Source organism: Streptomyces sp. NBC_00102, assembly GCF_026343115.1.
Lineage (GTDB): Bacteria > Actinomycetota > Actinomycetes > Streptomycetales > Streptomycetaceae > Streptomyces.
Window position 1 is genome coordinate 2,396,779 of the sequence record NZ_JAPEMC010000001.1, and the last position, 17,613, is coordinate 2,414,391.

At 72.2% G+C, this 17,613-nt stretch carries 14 protein-coding genes; 8 read left to right on the forward strand and 6 right to left on the reverse strand.

The annotated features are described in order from the left end of the window. Positions 1-134: 134 nt before the first annotated feature. Entirely contained in the window at positions 135-398 is a 264-nt protein-coding gene (locus OHA55_RS10490) for a WhiB family transcriptional regulator (RefSeq protein ID WP_003968728.1), read from the reverse strand. A 789-nt stretch (positions 399-1,187) separates the two neighbouring features. On the opposite strand from OHA55_RS10490, the gene OHA55_RS10495 reads away from it, so the two are divergent. The 3 genes from OHA55_RS10495 to OHA55_RS10505 are packed head-to-tail and all read left to right on the forward strand — an operon-like array spanning position 1,188 to position 4,040. Next, complete coding sequence (locus OHA55_RS10495; protein WP_266705038.1) at positions 1,188-1,688, forward strand: cysteine dioxygenase family protein; 501 nt, start codon at positions 1,188-1,190, stop codon at positions 1,686-1,688. Positions 1,689-1,734: 46 nt separating this feature from the next. After that, entirely contained in the window at positions 1,735-2,691 is a 957-nt protein-coding gene (cofD, locus tag OHA55_RS10500) for a 2-phospho-L-lactate transferase (protein ID WP_266705040.1), read from the forward strand. A 5-nt stretch (positions 2,692-2,696) separates the two neighbouring features. Then, a complete protein-coding gene (locus OHA55_RS10505) occupies positions 2,697-4,040 on the forward strand; it encodes a coenzyme F420-0:L-glutamate ligase (RefSeq protein ID WP_266710530.1) in 1,344 nt (447 codons plus the stop codon). A gap of 58 nt (positions 4,041-4,098) precedes the next feature. Here the strand turns inward: OHA55_RS10505 and OHA55_RS10510 are convergent, their stop codons facing one another. From OHA55_RS10510 to OHA55_RS10520, 3 genes are all read right to left on the reverse strand, one after another. Continuing rightward, a complete protein-coding gene (locus OHA55_RS10510) occupies positions 4,099-5,106 on the reverse strand; it encodes a DNA-3-methyladenine glycosylase (RefSeq protein ID WP_266705042.1) in 1,008 nt (335 codons plus the stop codon). A 114-nt stretch (positions 5,107-5,220) separates the two neighbouring features. After that, positions 5,221-6,312: an NDP-sugar synthase gene (locus OHA55_RS10515; protein WP_266705044.1), complete on the reverse strand. Its 1,092-nt coding sequence runs from the start codon at positions 6,310-6,312 to the stop codon at positions 5,221-5,223. Between the two features lie 81 nt (positions 6,313-6,393). Next, on the reverse strand, positions 6,394-7,815 hold the full coding sequence (locus OHA55_RS10520; RefSeq protein ID WP_266705046.1) for an N-acetylmuramoyl-L-alanine amidase: 1,422 nt from the start codon (positions 7,813-7,815) through the stop codon (positions 6,394-6,396). 137 nt (positions 7,816-7,952) lie between these two features. On the opposite strand from OHA55_RS10520, the gene OHA55_RS10525 reads away from it, so the two are divergent. The 4 genes from OHA55_RS10525 (at position 7,953) to OHA55_RS10540 (ending at position 14,019) form a co-directional block, all read left to right on the forward strand. Beyond that, complete coding sequence (locus OHA55_RS10525; protein ID WP_266705048.1) at positions 7,953-8,705, forward strand: TIGR03089 family protein; 753 nt, start codon at positions 7,953-7,955, stop codon at positions 8,703-8,705. Positions 8,706-8,860: 155 nt separating this feature from the next. Beyond that, positions 8,861-10,207: an LCP family protein gene (locus OHA55_RS10530; RefSeq protein ID WP_266705050.1), complete on the forward strand. Its 1,347-nt coding sequence runs from the start codon at positions 8,861-8,863 to the stop codon at positions 10,205-10,207. Positions 10,208-10,430: 223 nt separating this feature from the next. Further along, entirely contained in the window at positions 10,431-12,221 is a 1,791-nt protein-coding gene (locus tag OHA55_RS10535; protein ID WP_266705052.1) for an LCP family protein, read from the forward strand. 49 nt (positions 12,222-12,270) lie between these two features. Continuing rightward, positions 12,271-14,019, forward strand: coding sequence for an LCP family protein (locus OHA55_RS10540; protein WP_266705054.1), 1,749 nt, complete (start codon positions 12,271-12,273; stop codon positions 14,017-14,019). 76 nt (positions 14,020-14,095) lie between these two features. Here the strand turns inward: OHA55_RS10540 and OHA55_RS10545 are convergent, their stop codons facing one another. Continuing rightward, positions 14,096-15,118, reverse strand: coding sequence for a glycosyltransferase family 2 protein (locus OHA55_RS10545; protein WP_266705056.1), 1,023 nt, complete (start codon positions 15,116-15,118; stop codon positions 14,096-14,098). 322 nt (positions 15,119-15,440) lie between these two features. Between OHA55_RS10545 and OHA55_RS10550 the strand changes: the two genes are divergently transcribed. Beyond that, the gene (locus OHA55_RS10550; RefSeq protein WP_266710532.1) at positions 15,441-16,817 is read left to right on the forward strand and encodes an LCP family protein; all 1,377 of its coding nucleotides are present in this window, start codon (positions 15,441-15,443) and stop codon (positions 16,815-16,817) included. A gap of 137 nt (positions 16,818-16,954) precedes the next feature. On the opposite strand, the gene OHA55_RS10555 is transcribed toward OHA55_RS10550, so the two are convergent. Next, a complete protein-coding gene (locus OHA55_RS10555) occupies positions 16,955-17,539 on the reverse strand; it encodes an acyl-CoA thioesterase (RefSeq protein WP_266705058.1) in 585 nt (194 codons plus the stop codon). Positions 17,540-17,613 lie beyond the last annotated feature (74 nt).

The window sequence follows — 17,613 nt, forward strand, 5'->3', positions numbered from 1 at the left end:
TCCGGGTGCGGGCGGGGTCCGCGGTGGAGGTAGTGGGGTGGAGGTGTCGTGAAGGTGCGGTTCCCGGCGGCCGGGCCGGCCTCGTGTCGGATCCGCGGGTCTCGGGCGGTGCGGGGCCCTCGGGTCCGTACCGGTCAGATCGCGGCCTTCTTCAGGCGCCGCCGCTCCCGCTCGGAGAGTCCGCCCCAGATGCCGAACCGCTCGTCGTTCGACAGGGCGTACTCCAGGCATTCGGAACGGACTTCGCAGGCGAGGCAGACCTTCTTGGCCTCCCGGGTCGATCCGCCCTTCTCCGGGAAGAAGGACTCGGGATCGGTCTGGGCGCACAGTGCGCGCTCCTGCCAGCCGAGTTCCTCGTCCGCGTCCTCGACCAGCAGTTGCTGGAACAGCTCGGTCATGTGCGCCCCTCGTCTGTCTCTTACGTCCCCGTGACGTGACCGTCACTCTCCGTGCGGCCGAACAACACGAGTGAAATTACAAGTGTGTAGCTCTGGGCCGGTCAAGCGAGCTTCTGCTATTGGCCCCGGTATTCACTCTGCGGAACCAAACATACGCGGAAAGTTACCAAACCACCAAAAACCTGACATATGCCTAGGGCTCAGGCGCTCCCCCCTTCTCAACGAGTAGGACGAACGGAGTTTGCGGGCCGGTTCGATTCGATCATCGAAGCGACCAAGATCACAGACGAGTCACAGACCGTCAGTGAGGTTTGAGCGCCCGGATGATGCGCCACCTGTCCTGCCCCGTCGGTGCACAAACCTTTCTTCTGTCCGGCCGCCCGGAAGGGGTGAAACATTGCCGCCAAATGGGACGCCGAGTTGACAGAGCGGGGAACGAGCCGGTCTCCTTGGCACCATGCCAGCGACCGTCGCGATGTACGCCTCCCACGTCCGTGGGTTCCGCACCGCTGTCCAGGCCCGCTGTTGCTGTTCCAGCTGTCGCTGCTGTTGATGCCCTCGCGGCTCCGGCTCCGATCGGCGCTCCCCCTCCGAACCCAGGTGTGACGCCTCCCTTCCGTACCCCCTGCGGGCACGGCCGCAGCCGGACACCACGGGGTTCCAGCACCCCTCCCCCGGGCACACCCCGCGCAGGAAACCGCCGTACCGGCGCGTCCGCGCGGAACCTCCCGCGCACCGCCACCGAGCCACACCCCCACGCGCACCACCGATGCCGAGGACCACGCATCCATGAACAACGACAGCGACCTCCAGATCGCCGGCGACCTCCTGGAGGTCCAGCACCTCCTCCAGCCGCAGAAGGAACACCCCACCACCGTGGCCGAGTTCGCCGGCCTGGCCCGCTCCATCGCCGCCGACCGCACCCAGTGGGCCCCGCTCGTCCAGTACGACGCCACCACCCGCTGGTACCACCGGCTGCACACCGGCCCCGGCTACGAGGTCTGGCTGCTCAGCTGGGTCCCCGGCCAGGGCAGCGGGAGTCACGACCACGGCCTGTCGTCCGGTGTACTGACCGTGCTGGAAGGCGAGTTGACCGAGCACACCGAGCACGGCACCCGCACCATCGGCGCGGACGGCCAGCGCGTCTTCGCCCCCGGGTACGTCCACGAGGTGGTCAACGACTCCCTCACGCCCGCCGTCAGCCTGCACGTGTACTTCCCCGGGCTGACCGAGATGCCGATGCACACCGCGCGCTGCGCCGCCCCGGCCCTGGACGCCGTACCGGCCTGAGAACCCGCCCCGCGAAGGGGTCGGCCCGGCTGACAGACTGGGGGGCATGCGCATTGTGGTTCTGGCCGGCGGTATCGGTGGTGCTCGTTTCCTGCGTGGCCTCAAACGGGCCGCACCCGACGCGGAGATCACCGTCATCGGCAACACCGGCGACGACATCCATCTGTTCGGGCTGAAGGTCTGCCCCGACCTCGACACCGTGATGTACACCCTCGGCGGTGGCATCAATGAAGAGCAGGGCTGGGGGCGGACCGACGAGAGCTTCCACCTCAAGGAGGAGCTCGCGGCCTACGGTGTGGGGCCGGACTGGTTCGGGCTGGGCGACCGCGACTTCGCGACCCATGTGGTCCGTACCCAGATGCTGGGTGCGGGTTTCCCCCTGAGCGCGGTCACCGAGGCGCTGTGCGCCCGCTGGCAGCCGGGGGTCCGGCTGCTGCCGATGTCCGACGACCGGGTCGAGACGCACGTGGCCGTGGAGATCGACGGCGAGACCAAGGCCATCCACTTCCAGGAGTACTGGGTGCGGCTGCGGGCGTCCGTCGAAGCGCGGGCGATCGTGCCGGTCGGCGCGGAGCAGTCCAAGCCGGCCCCGGGGGTGCTGGAGGCCATCGCGGCGGCCGACGTCATCGTCTTCCCGCCGTCGAACCCGGTGGTGTCCATCGGCACGATCCTGGCGGTTCCCGGTATCCGGGAGGCCATCGCCGAGGCCGGGGTACCGGTGGTCGGCCTCTCCCCCATCGTGGGTGACGCCCCCGTGCGCGGTATGGCCGACAAGGTACTGGCCGCCGTGGGCGTCGAGTCGACGGCGGCCGCGGTGGCCGAGCACTACGGCTCCGGGCTGCTGGACGGCTGGCTGGTGGACACCGTGGACGCCGGTGCGGTGGACGCGGTGGAGGCGGCGGGCATCCGCTGCCGCGCGGTGCCGCTGATGATGACGGACGTGGACGCCACGGCCGAGATGGCCCGTCAGGCGCTGGCGCTGGCCGAGGAGGTACGCCCGTGAGCACGGTGGAACCGGGCGCCGCGGAGGCGGCCTCCGTGCCCTCGTACCGGGTGTGGGCGCTGCCGGGGCTGCCCGAGGTGCGGGCCGGGGACGACATCGCCAAGCTGATCGCCGCCGCCGAGCCGGGGCTGGCCGACGGGGACGTCCTGCTCGTCACCTCGAAGATCGTCTCCAAGGCCGAGGGCCGGATCATGGAGGCGACCGACCGCGAGGCCGCGATCGACGCGGAGACCGTACGTCTGGTGGCGCGGCGCGGCACGCTGCGCATCGTCGAGAACCGGCAGGGCCTGGTGATGGCCGCCGCCGGGGTGGACGCCTCGAACACCCCCGCCGGGACGGTGCTGCTGCTCCCCGAGGACCCGGACCGTTCGGCCCGGGCGATCCGGGACGGGCTGCGGGACACGTTGGGCGTGGAGCTCGGCGTCGTCGTCACGGACACCTTCGGGCGGCCGTGGCGGGCGGGGCTGACGGACGTCGCGATCGGGGCGGCCGGGGTGCGGGTCCTGGACGACCTGCGGGGCGGTACGGACGCGTACGGCAACCCGCTGAGCGCGACCGTGGTCGCCACCGCCGACGAACTGGCCGCCGCGGGCGACCTGGTGAAGGGCAAGGCCGCCGGGCTGCCGGTGGCGGTGGTCCGCGGGCTCGGCGATGTGGTCGCGGGCGGTGCGGGCGGCGCCGCGGACGAGCCCGCCGGTGCGCGGGCGCTGGTGCGCGTCGCCGCCGACGACATGTTCCGGCTCGGCACGTCCGAGGCGGTCCGGGAGGCGGTGACGCTGCGGCGGACCGTGCGGGAGTTCACCGGCGACCCGGTGGACCCGGGGGCGGTCCGGCGGGCGGTGGCCGCCGCGGTGACCGCTCCGGCGCCGCACCACACGACGCCCTGGCGGTTCGTGCTGCTGGAGTCCGAGGAGTCGCGGACCCGGCTGCTCGACGCGATGCGGGACGCCTGGGTCGCCGATCTGCGGCGCGACGGAAAGAGCGAGGAGTCGATCGCGAAGCGGGTGCGCCGGGGCGACGTGCTGCGCTCGGCGCCGTACCTGGCTGTGCCGTGCCTGGTGATGGACGGTTCGCACACCTACGGGGACGAGCGGCGGGACACCGCGGAGCGCGAGATGTTCGTGGTCGCGGCCGGGGCCGGGGTGCAGAACTTCCTGGTGGCGCTCGCGGGCGAGCAGCTCGGGTCGGCGTGGGTGTCCTCGACGATGTTCTGCCGGTCCGTGGTGCGTGAGGTGCTGGACCTGCCGGAATCCTGGGACCCGCTGGGCGCGGTCGCCATCGGCCGCCCGGCGGCGGCACCGCGCGAGCGGGCCGCCCGGGACGCGGAGGACTTCCTCCTGGTGCGCTGAGGCGTACGCCCGGGTCCCAGGGCTCGGGGCTCGGGGCTCGGGCTCGGGGCTCGGGCTCTCAGAGCGAGGCGATGTCGCCCGGGGCCATCCGGGGGCCCCGGCGGGGCCGGCTCACGCCCGAGAGCAGGATCAGCCGGGTCGCGCGGTGGCGCTGGCCCGCGTAGGGGGCGAGCAGTTCCAGCATCCGGGCGTCGTCGGCGTGCCGGTCGTCCGCGAGGGCGTGGCCGACGATGCCCGGCAGGTGGTAGTCGCCGGTGGTGACGGCGTCCGGGGCACCGTTGGAACGCTGGAGGGTCTCGGCGGAGGTCCACGGGCCGATGCCGGGGATCAGTTCGAGCCGGGCCCTGGCCTCGGGCAGTTCCATGCCGGCCGCCTCCTCCAGCCGGCGGGCCACCCGCACCGCGCGCAGCACGGTCGCCGAGCGCTTGCCGTCGACGCCGGCCCGGTGCCACTCCCAGGAGGGCACCAGCGCCCAGGTGCGCGGGTCGGGCATGACGTACAGCCCGAGTCCCGCGGTGGGTCCGGGGGCCGGGGTGCCGTGCGCGCGGACCAGCAGCCGCCAGGCGCGGTAGGCCTCGGTGGTGGTGACCTTCTGTTCGAGGATCGACGGGATGAGGGATTCCATCACCAGTCCCGTACGCAGCAGGCGCAGCCCGGGGCGGCTGTGCCGGGCGAGGGCGAGCAGCCGGTGGCGGGGTTCGAAGGCGTCCGGGTCGTCGCCGGCGCCGAGGAGTTCGGGCAGCTGGTCCAGGAGCCACGCGGCGCCGGGCCCCCAGGCGCTCGCCCCGACCCGGCCGCCGGGTGCCGGGCGGACGCGGAGCGTGCCGGGTCCTGCCGGGGTGCGGGTGGCCCGCCAGAAGCTGCCGTCGTCGGTCGTGCGGAAGGTGGGGTCGCCCGCCCCGCGCCGCAGCGGTCCGAGGACCAGCCGGAGGTCGATCGGGCCTTCCGGGGTCCACTCCCGCGTCAGCGGGGCCCCGGAAGAGGCGGGTACGCCCTCGCGTGCGGCGGCCGGTGACTGCCGGGGCAGGCCGGTGCGCGCGGTGCGGGGGGCGAAGCGTCCTGCCACGGGTCGGTGTCCTCGGGTGGTCCTGCGGGTGCGGGTGCCCTTCCGAGGGTACGGCTCCGGGGCCGGCCGGGGAGGCTCCCGGAGACGTACCTCACCCCGCGTGGGAGGTGTGCCTCACTGGTCCGAGGAGAAGCGGACCGCCCCGTCCGGGAGGACGGCGTCGCACCAGACGCGGACGCCGTCGCGGAGCTCGTTGTCGGCGCCGACCCGGGCGCCGTCGCCGATGACCGCGCCGGTCAGCACCGTACGGCTGCCGATCCGGGCGCCGGCTCCGACGAGGGAGTCGGTGACGACCGCGCCGGGTTCGATCACCGCGTCGGCGAGCACCGCGGAGCCGGTGATCCGGGCGCCTTCGCCGATCACGGCGCGCTCGCCGACGACCGTGCCGCCGCTGAGCTTGGCGTCCGGGGCGACCCGGGCGCCCGGCAGCACCAGGCGTTCGCCGCAGCGGCCGGGGACGGCCGGGGAGGGGGCGCGGCCGAGGACGAGGTCGGCGGAGCCGCGTACGAACGCCTGCGGGGTACCGAGGTCGAGCCAGTACGTGGAGTCGACCATGCCCTGGAGGTGGGCGCCCGAGGCGAGCAGGCCGGGGAAGGTCTCGCGTTCGACGGAGACCGGCCGGTCGGCGGGGATGGTGCCGATGACCGAGCGGCGGAAGATGTACGCCCCCGCGTTGATCTGGTCGGTGACGATCTCCTCGGGCGTCTGCGGCTTCTCCAGGAAGGCGGTGACCCGGCCCGAGGCGTCGGTGGGGACGAGGCCGAAGGCGCGCGGGTCCTGGACCCGGGTGAGGTGCAGCGAGACGTCCGCGCCGGACGTGGTGTGCGTGGTCACCAGAGCCCGGATGTCCAGTCCGGTGAGGATGTCGCCGTTGAAGATGAGCACCGGCTCGTCGGGGCCCGAGGTGAGCTTGTGGGCGACGTTGCGTATCGCACCGCCGGTGCCCAGCGGTTCGCGCTCGGTGACGTACTCGATGTGCAGGCCGAGGTCCGAGCCGTCACCGAAGTGCGGCTCGAAGACCTCGGCCAGGTAGGAGGTCGCCAGCACGATGTGCTCGACGCCGGCCGCCCGCGCGCGGGCCAGCTGGTGGGTGAGGAAGGGGACACCGGCCGCCGGCACCATCGGCTTCGGGGTGCGGACCGTCAGGGGACGGAGCCGGGTGCCCTTCCCACCGACCAGGAGGATCGCTTCTCTTGCCTCTGTCACGGCGTCTGTTCTCTGCTTCCTGCCGGGGGCCGGGCCTCGTTCGGCTGGCCAGTGTATGCAGACCCGCCGGCCCGCCCCCGGTCAGCGCCCCTGGAGGCGGGCAGAGGTGGTGCGGGCCGTGCCGAGCTTCTTGTAGAGACGTGCTCCGGGGCATTCGGTTGCGAATCCGTCGCGGTGTCCGGAAATGGCGTTCATTTTGACCGAACTGCCCTTCTTGTACCTGTTGCCGCCGCCGGAGACGAGGGTGACGGTGCCCTTCGGGTTGATGCCGAAGAGCCCGAGCTTCCAGGCGGTGAGCTTGGCTACGGCGTTCACCGCCGCGGTGGGCGGATTGGTGCTGGCGTAGCTGCCGAGCACCGCGATGCCCATGGTCTTGCTGTTGAAGCCGAGCGTGTGCGCGCCCAGGACCGCCCTGGTGACACCGCCGGCCCGGCCCTCGTAGATGTTCCCGCACTTGTCGACGGCGAAGTTGTAGCCGATGTCACGCCAGCCGTTGCTCTTGACGTGGTAGCGGTAGATGCCGCGCAGGATGGAGGCCGACTGGGAGCAGGTGTAGTTGTTCCCGGTGGCGCTGTGGTGGACGAAGGCAGCCTTCACCGTCGTGGTGTACGCGAACTGACGCTCACGCAAACTCTCGTCCGCGCCCCAGCCCTTGCGGGTGATGATGCCCGGACGGGGTCCGATGTACGGCTTCGCCGCGGCGGGAGCGGCCCCGGCCCGGGGGGCGCCCGCGTCTTGGTCGGCCTCGGGTTCGGCCGGGAGCCCCAGCCCGCGGGCCTGCGCGTCGGCGATCGTCTGGGCGCGGCTGAGCGCGGGCAGCACGGCGACGTCGGCGGTGTCCGTGTCCGGCGGGACGGTCGCGTCCGTACCCGTCGTGCCCTCGTCCGTCGCCGTCGTGCCGGCCGCGGCCTGCGCGCCCGGGACCGTGCTCGCGGCGAGGGGCGCGGGGTCGGCGCCGGGGTCGACGAGTTCGAGGCGCAGCCCCTTCGGGAGAGCCACGGGCTCGGCGGCGCGGCCGAACAGGTCGGTGGTCGTGGGCCGGACGCGTACCTCGACGGCGTCGGAGGCGCCGACCCAGAGCGGGGCGGTCGCGCCGCGCACGGAGGCCGCGTCGCCTTCGGGGGTGCCGGGTTCCGCCGCGTGCTCGTCGTTGTGCGTCTCGACGGACTGCCAGCCGGACCAGCGGGCGGTGGCGGTCGCGCGGGTCCGGACCTCGACCGTGCCGGGCAGCTCGGTCGCCGCGTCGTCCCAGACGACGCCGAGGAGGGAGAAGGGCTGGACCTCCCTGGGGGTGAGGCCCTGCGCCGCGCCCGCGGCGCTCTCCCCCGCGGCCCGGTTCTCCGTGAGCGGCACGAGCGGCAGGGACTGCGTCGAGCCGGGAGGGTCCGCGGTCGGGGCCGCCGAGACCGGTGCCGCGGGCAGCGCGGGTGTGGACGCGGCGAGCGAGAGGGTGAGTGCGGCCGCACAGGTGACGCCGATCGTTGCGGCGTGGAGAGTACGCATGTCATTGATCCTCAAATAGGCTGATACGCCCGGCCACTCGGCAGAACCCTCACGCCCTGACGGCCCGTCTGCCGAACGGTGGCCCGGCGTACCCGTTCACGGACCGCCCGGGGCCGGTGCCGCGTACCCTTGCGCGGATGAACGCCAGCGACCGCACCCCCGCCGACCTGCTGCGATCCGCGCTCCTCGCGGACCCCGCCCGCCCCCTGGTCACTTTCTACGACGACGCCACCGGCGAGCGCGTCGAACTTTCGGTCGCCACCTTCGCCAATTGGGTGGCCAAGACCGCCAATCTGCTCCAGGGCGACCTGGCCGCCGAACCCGGCGACCGGCTCGCCCTGCTGCTCCCCGCGCACTGGCAGACGGCCGTCTGGCTGCTCGCCTGCTCCTCGGTCGGCGTGGTCGCCGAGGTGGGCGGCGACCCGGCGGCGGCCGACCTGGTGGTGACCGGCCCGGACACGCTGGAGCGCGCCCGCGCCTGCCGGGGCGAGCGCGTGGCCCTGGCGCTGCGCCCGCTGGGCGGCCGCTTCCCCGTCGCACCCGAGGGCTTCGCCGACTACGCGGTCGAGGTGCCGGGCCAGGGCGACCGGTTCGCCCCCTTCCAGCCGGTGGACCCGGACGCCCCCGCGCTCGTCGTGGACGGGACGGAGCTGACGGGTGCGCAGCTCGTCGCCGGGGCCCGCGAGGAAGCCGCCGGGCTGGGGCTCGCGCCCGGTTCCCGGCTGTTGTCGGGACGTTCGTACGACAGCTGGGCGGGGCTCGCCGCCGGGCTCTGGGCGCCGCTGGCGTCGGGCGGCTCGGTGGTGCTCTGCCGCCACCTCGGGCAGTTGGACGAGGACGGGCTGGCGAAGCGGGTGGAGAGCGAGCGGGTCACCCACCGCGCGGTCTGACCGGGACGGCCGGGGGCTCGGGGGCCGCGGCGGGCCACGGCGGGCCGCGGTATGAAAAGCGCCGCGAGCGTCACTCGTCCGGCCCCTAGCGGGCCCGGTCCCCCGGGGCTGGGCGGCGGCTCGGGTACATCATCGGCGGTACCGACCACCCGAGGATGGACGCAGACGTGACCGACAGCGCTGGCACGCCGGCCGACCCCGGCCCAGACCCCGACCCCGACCCCGGTCACCGGGGCGACGGCGGGGCCGGCCCGCAGGACGACGGATCACCGGACGGCGGCCGGGAGGGCGGCGGGCCGGAGAACGGCGGCCCGGAGAACGGCGGCGGCCGAGGGAGCGGCGGCGGGCCGGGGACCTGGGCGGAACGCACCGGGGCGGGGCGGCCGGACGGGCGCAAGCGTCACTGGCTGCGCTGGACCGCGCTGGGCGCGGCACTCGTCGTCCTGGTCGCGGCGGGCGTGGGCTGGTGGCTGTACCAGAGGCTGAACGGCAACATCCGGACGGACACCGCGGCGGAGGCCGAACTGCGGGCGTACGAGCGGGAGCGCCCCACCGCCCTCGTGACGGACGCCCAGAACATCCTGCTCATCGGCTCCGACAGCCGGGCCGGGGACAACCGGAAGTACGGCCGGGACGACGGTGGGCAGCAGCGCTCGGACACGGTGATCCTGCTGCATCTCGCGGCGGACCGGAAGAGCGCCACCGCCGTCTCGGTGCCACGGGACCTGATGGTGGAGATCCCCGGTTGCCACGGCTCCGGCGGCAAGGCGACCGGCGCGCGGACCGCCCAGTTCAACTGGGCGTTCGAGATCGGCGGCACGGCCTGCACGGTCCGGACGGTGGAGCTGATGACGAAGATCCGCGTCGATCACCACGTGGTGGTGGACTTCAGCGGCTTCAAGGACATGGTCGACGCGGTGGACGGGGTGGGGATCTGCCTCAGGGAACCCATCGACGACCCCGCCGCGCATCTGAAGCTCTCCGCCGGGCAGCACACGCTCGACGGCGAGCAGGCGCTCGGATACGTACGCGCGCGCAAGTCGCTCGGCGACGGCAGCGACACGGCGCGGATGGACAGGCAGCAGCAGTTCCTCGCCGCCCTGGTGAACAAGGTCCGGAGCAATGGCGTCCTGCTCAATCCGGCCCGGCTCTACCCCGTACTCGACGCGGCCACGAAGTCGCTGACGACGGACGAGGGCCTGGACTCGCTGCGCGACCTCTACGGGCTGGTCCGGGGAATGCGGAACGTGCCTACGGACAAGGTGCAGTTCCTGACCGTCCCGCGCCGCCCGTACCGCCAGAACGCGAACCGGGATGAATTGGTGCAACCGGACGCCGACCGGCTTTTCCGGCAACTGCGCGAGGACGCCCCGGTGACCGTCGTACCGGCCAAGAATTCGGGCAGCGGGCCGGCCCCGGAGAAAAGGACCGACGCGGTCCGGGCGACCCCCAACCCCACTTACTCGGGCACGAATGCTGCGGATGACCTGTGTAAGGAGTAAAGCAATTCTCAAGCGGAACGGAACAATCGGCGCGGAATGAGTGGAATGCCCGGTTGTAGGGGGCGTGGAATGTGTCACGCCCGTCGCTGGACTCCGGAACGGGCGGATAGTGTGACGCGATCCAGTGCTTCCGGCCGTCCGGCCGCGCACTTCTGGAACGCAGATTTGAAGCGCCTTTCGGGGAGGGCGCCTCGCGTGGCACCGACGGAGGACCTAGGCAACCGTGGATGCGCAAAGCCGTGGACGGGCGGACGATATCGACCCTGCGGACCAGTGGGTGCTGAACCCGCAGACCGGTAATTACGAACTGCGACTGAACAACTCCGAAGAGCATTCTCCGCGCGTGGACGACAGCCCTCGCATTCCGCGCGGCAGAAACGAATCGGCCGCCGGAGAACCCCGCCAGGGCGGCCGCCGCCGGGCCCCCTCGGCCGAATCGGGTGAGGACACCGCCCCGGCCCGGGACGACAGGGTGCCGGCTCAGCGCGGCCGCCGGGCCGGCGGGAACAGGCGGGCCGCGGAGGCGGAGGTCCCGGCGGGCCGCCGCAAGCGCAAGGCGAAGAAGAGCGGCAAGCGCAGGTTCCTGCTGTGGACGAGCGGCGTGACGGCGTTCCTGGTCGTCGCGGGTGCGGGCGGCGCGTACGCCCTCTACCGGCACTTCAACGGCAACATAGGCACCGTCGACGTGGGCAGCGCGGGCAACAAGAACGTCACCAGCCCGGGCCCGATGAACATCCTGATCATCGGCACCGACAAGCGCACCGGCAAGGGCAACGAGGGCTACGGCGACGCCGGCAGCGTCGGCCACGCCGACACCAACATCCTCTTCCACGTCTCGGCGGACCGGACCAACGCGACCGCGCTCAGCATCCCGCGCGACCTGGTCATGGACATCCCCGACTGCGAGACGAAGCAGGACGACGGCACCACCAAGGTCATACCCGGGACCTCGAACGTACGCTTCAACGTCAGCCTGGGTCAGGACGGCCGCGACCCCGGCTGCACCATGCGCACGGTGAAGGAACTGACCGGCCTGTCGGTCGACCACTTCATGATGGTGGACTTCAACGCGGTCAAGGAGCTCTCCACGGCGGTCGGCGGGGTGACCGTCTGCATGGCCAAGCCGATCGACGACCCCAAGTCCCACCTCAAACTGCCGAAGGGCGAGTCGAAGGTGGAGGGCGAGAGCGCACTGGCCCTGCTGCGGACCCGGCACAGCTTCGGCAACGAGAGCGACCTGGACCGGATCAAGGTCCAGCAGCAGTTCCTCGGCTCGATGATCCGGCAGATGAAGTCGGACGACACTCTGACGAGCCCGACGAAGCTCTTCAAGCTCGCCAACGCGGCCACCAAGGCGCTGACGGTCGACTCGGGCATCGGTTCGGTGGCGAAGCTGACCACCCTCGCCAAGGAACTCTCCAAGGTCGACGCCAAGAACATCACCTTCACCACGGTCCCGGTCATCGACAACCCGGACGAGCCCACCCCGGTCACCGTCGTCGTCCATCCGACCAAGGCCGAGCAGCTCTTCGAGACGATGCGCCAGGACGTCTCCCTCACCGAGGTGGCGGCGCAGAAGAAGGCCGCCGACGCGAAGAAGAAGAGCGCGCAGGACCAGCTGCTGGAGGGGACGCGGGCGAAGGCCGCCGACGTACGGGTGGACGTGTACAACGGCGGGAAGATCAGCGGGGCGGCCGGAGCCACCGTCAGCTGGCTGCAGCTCGAAAAGGGCGTACTGAAGTCCACCAACAAGGCCAACGCACCGGCCAAGATCGACAAGACCACGCTCGAGTACGCGCCCAACCAGGCCGACCAGGCCCGGGCGCTCGCCGACATGATGGGGCTGTCCGCGTCGGCCCTGAAGCAGGGCACCACGGATGCCGAGGGGCTGGAAGCGATGACGCTGACGCTCGGCGCCGACTTCAAGGGGGCCGGGGTCGCCGTCGACGCGCCCGCCGCGGCACCCACCGACATTCAGAGGGCCAGCGCCGACAAGGCGGTGTGCAGCGAGTGAAACCCGTTCGCCACACCACCGCGAGAGCCTGAGCAGCAGGGGGGTCCCGTTGGGACGGAACAGCAGCACACCTGGGGAGGGGACGCGGCCACGCGTCCGAGAGGCGGAGCAGCTCGGCTGGGACGACAGTCTCTACAGCGACGGGGAAAGCGACGGGGAAGCGGAGGAGAGCGGGGGCGCCGGTGGCGAACCGGACGGCGGAACGCCCGAGGGGGGTAAGCCGGAGCCCGGGGGCAGCGACGGTTCCGTCCCGGCCCCCCGGCGTTCCACCGAGGGCGACGGCGGTGCGGGCAGCCCCTCGACGCGCCCGCCGAAGAAGGGCAAGCGGCGCGTCCTGCGCTGGGTCGCCTCGGTGCTCGCGCTGCTCATACTCGGCACCGGCGCGACCGGTTACCTCTACTACCAGCACCTGAACCACAACATCAAGAAGGAGAAACTGACCCTCGGCGACAAGAAGATGGTCGAGCACAAGGCCAACGCCGCCGGTCAGACTCCGCTGAACATCCTGATCATCGGCTCCGACGCGCGTGACACCGAGGCCAACCAGAAGCTGGGCGGCGCGAAGGAGACCTTCAACGGCCTGCCCCTCGCCGACGTGCAGATGCTCCTGCACGTCTCGGCGGACCGGAGCAACATCTCGGTGGTCAGCATGCCGCGCGACACCTTGCTGAAGATCCCCAAGTGCACCGACCCGAAGACCCACGAGGTCTACGAGGCCACCACCGACACGATGACCAACGAGAGTCTGGGCCGCGGCGGGCCGGGCTGCACGGTGGCCACCTGGTACGAGCTCACCGGCATCACGATCGACCACTTCATGATGATCGACTTCTCCGGTGTGGTGTCGATGGCCGACGCCGTGGGCGGCGTGCCCGTCTGCGTCGACGCCAACGTCTACTCCCACACCAGCAAGGGAGCCGGCTCCGGCCTCCGCCTGAAGAAGGGCACCACCTCGATCAAGGGCGAGCAGGCCCTCCAGTGGCTGCGTACCCGGTACGGCTTCGAGGACAACACCGACCTGGGCCGGGAAGAGGCTCAGCACCAGTACCTGAACTCGATGGTCCGTGAGCTCCGCCAGGGCACCAAGCTCACCGACCCCGGAAAGCTGATGGACCTCGCCGAGGCGGCGACCAGCGCGATCACACTCGACACGGGACTCGACGCCAAGGGCCTGTACGACCTGGCCGGGGAGCTCAAGCGGGTCCCGACCAAGCGGATCACGATGACCACCATGCCGAACGTCTATGCGACGGGGGCGAACGCGGGGCGGGTGCTCCCGAAGCCGGGCGACGCCGAGCAGCTGTTCCGGATGGTGCGGGACGACGTCGCGCTGGACGGCAAGGCGTCCAAGCCCTCGCCGACCGCCTCGCCCACGCCCACCGACCCGTCGGCACCGGTCGGCGAGATCGCCGTGACCGTACGGAACGCCACCGCCACGGACACGCAGGGTCCGGCCTCCGGCCGCGCCGGCGACGTGCGGGACCAGCTCAAGGACGCGGGCTTCGCCCTGGCCGGCCTCGACTCCTCGGACATCGCCCCGTCGGCGCGGACCAGCGTCCTGTACCCGAGCGCGGAGCTGGAGGGCGATGCCCAGGCGGTCGCCAAGGCGCTCGGCATCCCGGTCTCGCTGGTGAAGAAGTCCACCGACGTCTCCGGGATCTCCCTGGCGGTCGGCGCCGACTGGCGCGACGGGGGCAGCTACCCCGCGGCCCAGGACGACAAGACCCCGGACTCGGCGCAGGCCCTGGGCGGCGACGAAGAGGCCTGCATGCACGTGAACCCGGACTTCACCTGGTAGCCGACCGGGTGAGTACGTGAAAGGGAGGGCTCCACCGCACCGGTGGAGCCCTCCCTTTCGCATGCTGCGGGGCGCGTCAGACGGTCTGCTCGCTCAGCGACGGGCGGCGGGCGGCGATGACCCGCTTGGCCAGCGAGCGCGGGCTGGTGAGGAAGCCGTACCCCCACGACATGTGCATCGTGGCGAGGGCGACCGGGATCTGCGCCCGGGCCTTGAGCGACAGCCCCTTGCCCGCGGGCAGCGAACCGGCGGTGATGGCGGCCGCGTAGGCGGCGGGGACGAGGAAGGCCCAGGGGGTGACCGCCGCGCCGACGACGATGCCCGCCGCGATGGCGCAGACCGCGGTCGGCGGGGCGAGGTAGCGCAGGTTGATCGAGCCGGCGTGGTAGCGGGCGACGACGTGCCGCCAGCGGCCGTAGTCCTTGTACTGCTTGGCGAGCGCGCGCACGGAGGGGCGGGGGCGGTACTGGACCTTCAGCTCGGGCGAGAACCAGATGAGCCCTCCGGCCTCGCGGATGCGGAAGTTCAGCTCCCAGTCCTGGGCTCGGATGAACTCGACGTTGTACCCGCCGGCCTTCTCCAGCGCCTCGCGGCGGAAGACGCCGAGGTACACGGTCTCGGCGGGGGCCGCCTGGCCGCCGGTGTGGAACGCGGCGTTGCCGACGCCGATCCGCGAGGTCATCGCGGCGGCGACGGCGTCCTCCCAGGCGTTCTCGCCCTCGGCGTGCATGATGCCGCCGACGTTCTGCGCGCCGGTCTCCTCCAGGAGGCGCACGGCGGTGGCGATGTAGTCCGGGGAGAGCATGCCGTGCCCGTCGACCCGCACCACGATCGGGTGGCGGGAGGCCGCGATGGCGGCGTTGAGGGCGGCGGGGGTACGGCCCGTGGGGTTGGGGACGGTGTGGACGCGGGAATCCTCGCGCACCAGTTCGGCGGCGATCTCGTCGGTGCGGTCCTTGGACGGGCCGAGCGCGATCACCACCTCCATCTCACCCGGGTACTCCTGTTCCAGGATGTGCCGGACCGAGTTCCTCAGGTGCCGCTCCTCGTCGAGCACCGGCATGATCACTGAGACGGCGGGGTACTGCGCGGCAGACATGTGGTCCTCGGGGGGTCCTCGGGGGCGCCGGACTCCGGGTCGCACCACGGGAGACGGCAGCTGTTCGGCAGGTGGTGCGCGCGGCCACGTTACCGCTTATGGGGGACAGCGGCGCGTCGCGCCGGGTCGCGGCCCGGAAAGGAGATCGTACGGACTTACCGTACGGACGGTCTGCCCACGCCCAGGAGGTTTCTCCCTCGTGACCACGCCGCCCCGGCCGCCCCGCCCACCGCATCCCCGGCACATGCCGCCGCGGCGTGGTCCGGCGAAGCGGGCGGAGCCGCCGAGATCGCGCCGGCAGGACGAGCGGCCCCGCTGGGGGATGCGGGTGGCGACCGGGCTCTCGGTCCTCGTACTGGGTGCCGGCGGCATCGGTCACGCGGTGTTCACCGGGCTGGAGACCGGCATCGACCGGGTCGACCCTTTCCGGGACATGAAGAATCGTCCCGCCGGAAGCCGCGGCATGAATCTGCTGCTCGTCGGCACCGACGGTCGCGACAGCATCACGGCGGCGGAGAAGAAGAAGTTCCGGCTCGGCGGCGCCCCCTGCCACTGCACCGACACCCTCATGCTGGTGCACCTCTCCCAGGACCGGCGGCGCGCGAGCGTGGTCAGCCTGCCCCGCGACAGCTACGCCGTGATCCCCGCGCACGCGGACCGTACGACCGGCAAGCGGCACGCGGCCCACCCCGTGAAGCTGAACGCCGCCTACGCGGAGGGCGGGCCCACGCTGACCGTGCGCACGGTGGAGCAGCTGACCGGGGTCAAGATCGACCACTACCTGGAGGCGGACTTCACCAGCTTCATGAAGACGGTGGACGCGCTGGGCGGCGTGGAGATCTGTACGGTACGGCCGCTGAAGGACGCGTACACCGGTCTGGATCTCCCGGCGGGCACCCATGCGCTGAGCGGCGGCGAGGCCCTCCAGTACGTCCGCTCCCGGCACATCGACGGGGCGGCGGACCTGGGGCGGATGCAGCGGCAGCAGAAGTTCGTCGCCGCGGTGATCGAGCGGGCGACCAGCAAGGGGGTGCTGCTGAACCCGGTGAAGTTCCAGCAGGTCGTCTCGGCGATGCTGGGGTCGGTACGGGCCGACCGGGGGTTCGGCACCGAGCAGATGCTGGAGCTGGGCTCGGCGATGCGCGGGTTCACCGCGGCCTCGTCGGAGTTCGCCTCCGTCCCGGTGGGCGACCCGAGTTTCCCGGTCAAGGGGATCGGGTCGACCGTGAAGTGGGACACCGCGCGGGCGGACGCGCTGTTCCGGACGCTGCGCGAGGACAAGCCGCTCACCTCGGCGAAGCCGGCCGCCGCCCCCGCGGAGGCGAAGGCGACGGTGGTGGACGTGGCGCCCCAGCAGATCCGGGTCCAGGTCTACAACGGCACCCCGCACGCCGGTCTCGGCAAGAAGCTGGACGCCGCCCTGCGCGCCACCGGCTTCAACACCACCACGGCACCCCTCAACGGCACCGTCCGCGATCTGGCGCGGACCCTGATCACCTACGACCCGCGCTGGGACCGTTCGGCGAAGTCGCTGGCCGCGGCACTGCCCGGCAGCGAGCTGCGGGCGGTGGCCGGCCAGGGCGCCACGCTGAAGGTGACGGCGGGCGCGGACTGGACGGCGGTGCTGCCGGTGCGGGCGGAGACCGTGCCCCGGGGCACCTTCCACGCCGTCACGGGCGACGAGGTCGTCTGCCCCTGAGACGGTCGTCCGGTCCCGGGCCGCGGTCGTCCCGTCCTGAGCCGCGGTCGTCCCGTCCTGACCCGCGGTCGTCCGGTCCTGTGGGCCGCGGTCGTCCGGTCCTGGGCCGCGCGGCCCGTACGACCGCCCCGTCGGGGTCAGCCCTCGTCGATGCCGTCCGCGGCGCGCTTCTCGCGCAGCTCCTTGATCGCGCGGCGCCGGGCCAGCCGGTGCGTACGGCGGATCTGGGCCTCCTGGTGGCGCCGCTTGTCGCGCTCGGTGGTGGGGATCACCGGCGGTACGGGACGGGGGCGGCCGTCCGCGTCGACGGCGGCGAACACGAGGTAGGCGCTGCCGACCTGCTGGGCGGGGGTGGACTCGTTCCACCGCTCGGCCATCACCCGCACCCCGACCTCCATCGAGGAGCGGCCCGTCCAGTTCACCTGGGCGCGTACGTGCACGAGGTCACCGACCCGGACCGGCTCCAGGAACACCATCTCGTCCATCGAGGCGGTCACGGCGGGTCCGCCCGAGTGCCGGCCGGCCACGGCACCGGCCGCGTCGTCCACCAGCTTCATGATCACGCCGCCGTGCACCGTGCCCAGGAGGTTGGTGTCGCTGCCGGTCATGATGTGGCTGAGGGTGGTGCGGGACGCCTCGGTCGGCTTGCCGGGGATGTCACCGACGCCGTCACCGCCCTCGGGGCTGGTTCCGTCCTCGGGGCGATTGGCCAGTTTTGTCATGTCGTCCACTGTATGCGGCCGATGCCTGACCGAATTTGCATCAGCTTCGCAACAGCCCTGAACCGTTTCTTCTC

Coding starts and splice junctions, on each gene's coding strand:
- OHA55_RS10490 (WP_003968728.1), bottom strand. CDS start 398: ATGACCGAGCTGTTCCAGCAACTGCTGGTCGAGGACGCGGACGAGGAA.
- OHA55_RS10495 (WP_266705038.1), top strand. CDS start 1,188: ATGAACAACGACAGCGACCTCCAGATCGCCGGCGACCTCCTGGAGGTC.
- cofD (WP_266705040.1), top strand. CDS start 1,735: ATGCGCATTGTGGTTCTGGCCGGCGGTATCGGTGGTGCTCGTTTCCTG.
- OHA55_RS10520 (WP_266705046.1), bottom strand. CDS start 7,815: ATGCGTACTCTCCACGCCGCAACGATCGGCGTCACCTGTGCGGCCGCA.
- OHA55_RS10525 (WP_266705048.1), top strand. CDS start 7,953: ATGAACGCCAGCGACCGCACCCCCGCCGACCTGCTGCGATCCGCGCTC.
- OHA55_RS10530 (WP_266705050.1), top strand. CDS start 8,861: ATGGACGCAGACGTGACCGACAGCGCTGGCACGCCGGCCGACCCCGGC.
- OHA55_RS10545 (WP_266705056.1), bottom strand. CDS start 15,118: ATGTCTGCCGCGCAGTACCCCGCCGTCTCAGTGATCATGCCGGTGCTC.
- OHA55_RS10550 (WP_266710532.1), top strand. CDS start 15,441: ATGCGGGTGGCGACCGGGCTCTCGGTCCTCGTACTGGGTGCCGGCGGC.
- OHA55_RS10555 (WP_266705058.1), bottom strand. CDS start 17,539: ATGACAAAACTGGCCAATCGCCCCGAGGACGGAACCAGCCCCGAGGGC.